Annotated in this window: 4 protein-coding genes; 3 read left to right on the top strand and 1 reads right to left on the bottom strand. The window is 67.8% G+C overall.

The features are described 5' to 3' along the window. The first annotated feature begins 888 nt into the window (after positions 1-888). Both ACFQ4H_RS34605 and ACFQ4H_RS34600 read left to right on the top strand, forming a co-directional pair. Positions 889-1,305 carry a roadblock/LC7 domain-containing protein gene (locus ACFQ4H_RS34605; RefSeq protein WP_377579469.1) on the top strand — a complete coding sequence of 139 codons (417 nt, stop codon included), beginning with the start codon at positions 889-891 and terminating at the stop codon, positions 1,303-1,305. Positions 1,306-1,319: 14 nt separating this feature from the next. After that, positions 1,320-1,700: a DUF742 domain-containing protein gene (locus tag ACFQ4H_RS34600; RefSeq protein WP_377579467.1), complete on the top strand. Its 381-nt coding sequence runs from the start codon at positions 1,320-1,322 to the stop codon at positions 1,698-1,700. Between the two features lie 61 nt (positions 1,701-1,761). Here the strand turns inward: ACFQ4H_RS34600 and ACFQ4H_RS34595 are convergent, their stop codons facing one another. After that, positions 1,762-2,559: a prepilin peptidase gene (locus ACFQ4H_RS34595; protein ID WP_377579465.1), complete on the bottom strand. Its 798-nt coding sequence runs from the start codon at positions 2,557-2,559 to the stop codon at positions 1,762-1,764. Positions 2,560-3,162: 603 nt separating this feature from the next. Here ACFQ4H_RS34595 and ACFQ4H_RS34590 point away from each other — a divergent pair. Then, positions 3,163-3,675 carry a hypothetical protein gene (locus tag ACFQ4H_RS34590; protein ID WP_377579471.1) on the top strand — a complete coding sequence of 171 codons (513 nt, stop codon included), beginning with the start codon at positions 3,163-3,165 and terminating at the stop codon, positions 3,673-3,675. The last annotated feature ends 51 nt before the right edge of the window (positions 3,676-3,726 follow it).

Below are 3,726 nucleotides of genomic sequence, written 5' to 3'. Positions count from 1 at the left end.
CTTTCGTTCCGCTCCCGCCGTTTCCGCCGGGCGCCTTTACTACTTTACCTCACCGTTTCTGTCTGTCAAATCCGGTCTCACCCGAATCTGCCGACTTCGTCCGGCTGCCCCCGTCGTTTCCTCCGGGCGCTTTTCCCACTTTAGCTCACCGTTTCCGTCTGTCAAATCCGGTCTCGACCGAATCTGTCGACTTAAGCGGCCCGCTTTCTCGCGCAGCAATTTAGCCGCTGCGTTTGATCGTGGGGTTCGGCAGGCCGGCCGTCCGCGTTGCTTCGGTCGTCCGTCTCCCTGCCGCCGTTGAAAGGTACACGGTCCGTCCAGCAACTCCAAATCGGGCCCCACCCGGGAGTCGGGGCACCGTGGAAGCCCGGATTCCGCAAAGCGTCGGCACCCTCGTACGGCCGCTCGGGCAGGGGCAGTTGCCCACTGGGGCAAGCACCCGTCAGGCCCCGGTCCGCCCGGCTCGCCCGCGACAGGTTGGCTGGTGGGGGACCACCTGCCCGCCGGGGAGGCGGGTGCCGACGGGACTGCTCCGGTGACGGAGTCCCGCCAGGTGCGGATCCCACTCGGAGTACGGAACCACTCCCGGTCGGAAACAGCGAACCTGCGGCGCGTACCGAGCGACCGGATCGTCACATCGATACCATCGGACCACTCCACCGAGCCAGCAAAACGCGGCACCTTGACACGTCCGTAGACATCACTGCCGTACCCGGAAATCATCGGCTCGTCATGGCTCGACCGTTGGCGACCGGCGGAGCGCAAGCATTGTTCAACCCGCTCGGGACGGCACCGGGTTGAGTCGGTCGACCCGTACGCCCACGACACCGCTCGAACGCACATCCAATCCAGATCGATGACGACGCCAACGGCAGCGAGAGGAGAACGATGGCTCATTCAATGGTCACCGCCCCGGATCTGACCCAACTCCTGGACGATTTCGTCAACCGCGTCCCAGAGGTGGAACACGCACTGGCGCTGTCGCCGGACGGACTGCTCCTGGCCGGCTCCCAACAGGTCGACCCCGAGCTCGCTACCCAACTCTCCAGCATCGTGGCAGGGTTACAGGCGCTGGCACTGGCCGCCGGCCAGCACTACGAAGCCGGCTCGGTCCGCCAGATCGTCGTCCAGATGCTTCGGGCGTTCCTGTTCATCACCGCCACCCGAGGAGGAGCGATCTTCGTCGTGTCGTTCGCAGCTGGCGCGGACATCGGTGCCCTCGCCTACGAGGTGGCCCTCTTCGCCGGGCAGGCCGACGGGCACCTGCCCACGTACCTGTCCCCGGCATCGGGGCCGGTCAGTTGAGCGGGGCACCCGACATGACCGAGAGCCATTCGGACGACGTCTGGTACGACGATGCCGCCGGGCCGGTGGTCAGGCCGTACGCGATGACCCGGGGACGGACCAGACCCACCAGCGGCCAGTTGGACGTGATCTCCCTGGTCGTGGCCCGACCCCGGCCGGCGCCGCTGCCGGCGGGCCTGTCACCGGAGCAGGTCGGGATCGTCGAGCGCTGTCGGCGTCCGCTCTCGGTGGCCGAGGTCGCCGCCGACATGAACCTGCCCCTGGGCACCGTACGGGTGCTGCTCGACGACCTGCTGGCGACCGGGGTCATGGAGGCGTACCAGCCGCTGGACCTGGCCGACTCCCCGGGCGACGATCTGCTGGAGGCGGTACTGAGCGGACTGCGGGCCCTGTGACGACGACGGCCGACGCCTCCGACCGGCAATCGACCACACCGCCTTCGGCCACCGTAACCGGCTAGCGACCGACCACCGCGACCGCGACGAGGGTGCCGAGGATGAGGAACGGTCCGAACGGCAGATGATCTGACCATCGGACCCGACGGGCCGTGAGCAGGATCAGGGCGCCCACCGCCGAGGTGGTGAAGGCCGCCGTCAGTCCGAGCACGACCGCGCCCCACCCCGACCAACCCAGGATCGCGGCGCTGCTCAGCGCCAGTTTGGCATCGCCCAGGCCGAAGCCACGCCGACCGAGGAGCAGGGTGGTAGCGGCGAACAGCAGGGCGATCACGATCCCTGCGGACACGGCCCGGAGCCACCCCGTGCCGTCCCCGTCGACGATGGCGGCGAGTCCGAACAGCGTCCAGGTTCCGATCACGGCGGCATAGGTGAGCCGGTCGGGCAGCCGGTGCACCGCGAGGTCGACGAAGGCCAGTGGCACCGCGCACACCGCCCACCAGCCGATGGCGGCCGTCTCCAGCACCACCGGCAAGTTGGCTGGCGACGCCTCGGGGCCGGACCGGAACCAACTGGCCAGTACCGCCACGGCGGCCAGCAGGGCCAGTTCGAGGAGCATCGGCGGGGCACCGATCCGACTGTTGCAGCCGGCGCACCGGCCGATCGGCGACACGGCCCGGAGCGGGGTGGTGAGGCTGACCGGAAGGCCGCACCGTACGCAGTGGGTGCGGCGCGGGCAGCCGGACGGAACCGAGTCGGCGATGACCAGTCGCCGGAGCAGTGGTGTGACGGCCAGTGCCGCGATGACGCGTACCGGCCAGCGTGGGTTCACGGTCGTCCCGGGGGTGGCCAGCGCCACGGAATCCTCCTCGGCATCGGGTCGGTCGCACCGGCGGGTGGCCGGCACGATCACCAATCGATCAACACGCTGGGTAGTTCCATGATCACGAGTAGCCGGCTGCGCCGGGCGACTCGACAGGCCGTCGACTGAGATCGACGCCGGAACGGCCCACCACCCGGCGGCACGCCGACCTGCGAACCGGGCCACCCGAAGAGCCGAGGTACGGAAGTGGTCAGACCAACGCCATCCGCCGTAATTCACCAGCGGATCGGGGTGACCTTTCCGCCCCTCACCATCCATCGGGCAGCCCTCCTGCCGATCATTCGGTTTGCAAATACGATCGCCGTACGGCACGCGCCCGCAATTCTGATCAATAACGGAGATCGTGACCGTACGTATTCCTCTTGAATTGCCCCTGTCGCATCGCCAATCATCAGCTTATGCTCGGCCCCCTGAGCAGCCGGCAACCACCAACGAATATCCACTTCGCCGAAGAAACGCAGTGGATCAGATCGACTCCGGATCACCAAACTGAATACGGCGGGAAGCGGCGGAAAGGAGGGCTCACCGTTGCGAACAGAGCATCCCGGCAGGATCCCGTCCGCCCTCGTCACGATCACCATGCTCGGGTGCGCCGTCGGGTGTTCCGGTGGAGATCACCCGACAATGCCCGCAGCCGGCGGAATCCGCCCATCGTCCCCAAGTCCGGATCCACGAACAGTCGCCGCCATCGACGCGGCACTGGCTGCCTATTCGGGCTATCTGGCCGCCACCACGGAAGCCGAACAATCGGCGGATCCCCACCATCCGGAACTTCCGAAGTATCTTGCCGATCCGTTACTCACCCGGGTCGGGCTTGCCATTCGCGACGCGAAGGAGCACGGCGCGATGCGTACCGGAACGCTCATCTCCGACCCGAGGGTCACCGCCGTCAGCCTCGACACCGTCCCGGCGACGGTGTCGATCCAGGACTGCCTCGACACCACCAACTACCGGCTCGTCTACGTCAAGGACAGGTCGGTCGTACCGGGCTCGACCAGCGGGCGGTACATCGCCACCGCGACCGCCACCCGCTACGCCGACGGCCGATGGCTGATCAGCGCCGGCAACGCCCATCGGGACCAGCCATGCTGAGCACACCGGAACCAGCCGTCGCGACCCGGCCGGTGCCGGTCGACCGGCACC

The organism is Micromonospora sonneratiae, assembly GCF_042679305.1.
Lineage (GTDB): Bacteria > Actinomycetota > Actinomycetes > Mycobacteriales > Micromonosporaceae > Micromonospora_H > Micromonospora_H sonneratiae.
The sequence above is the reverse complement of the archived record's forward strand: the minus strand, read 5'-3'. Positions and strand labels throughout refer to the sequence as shown.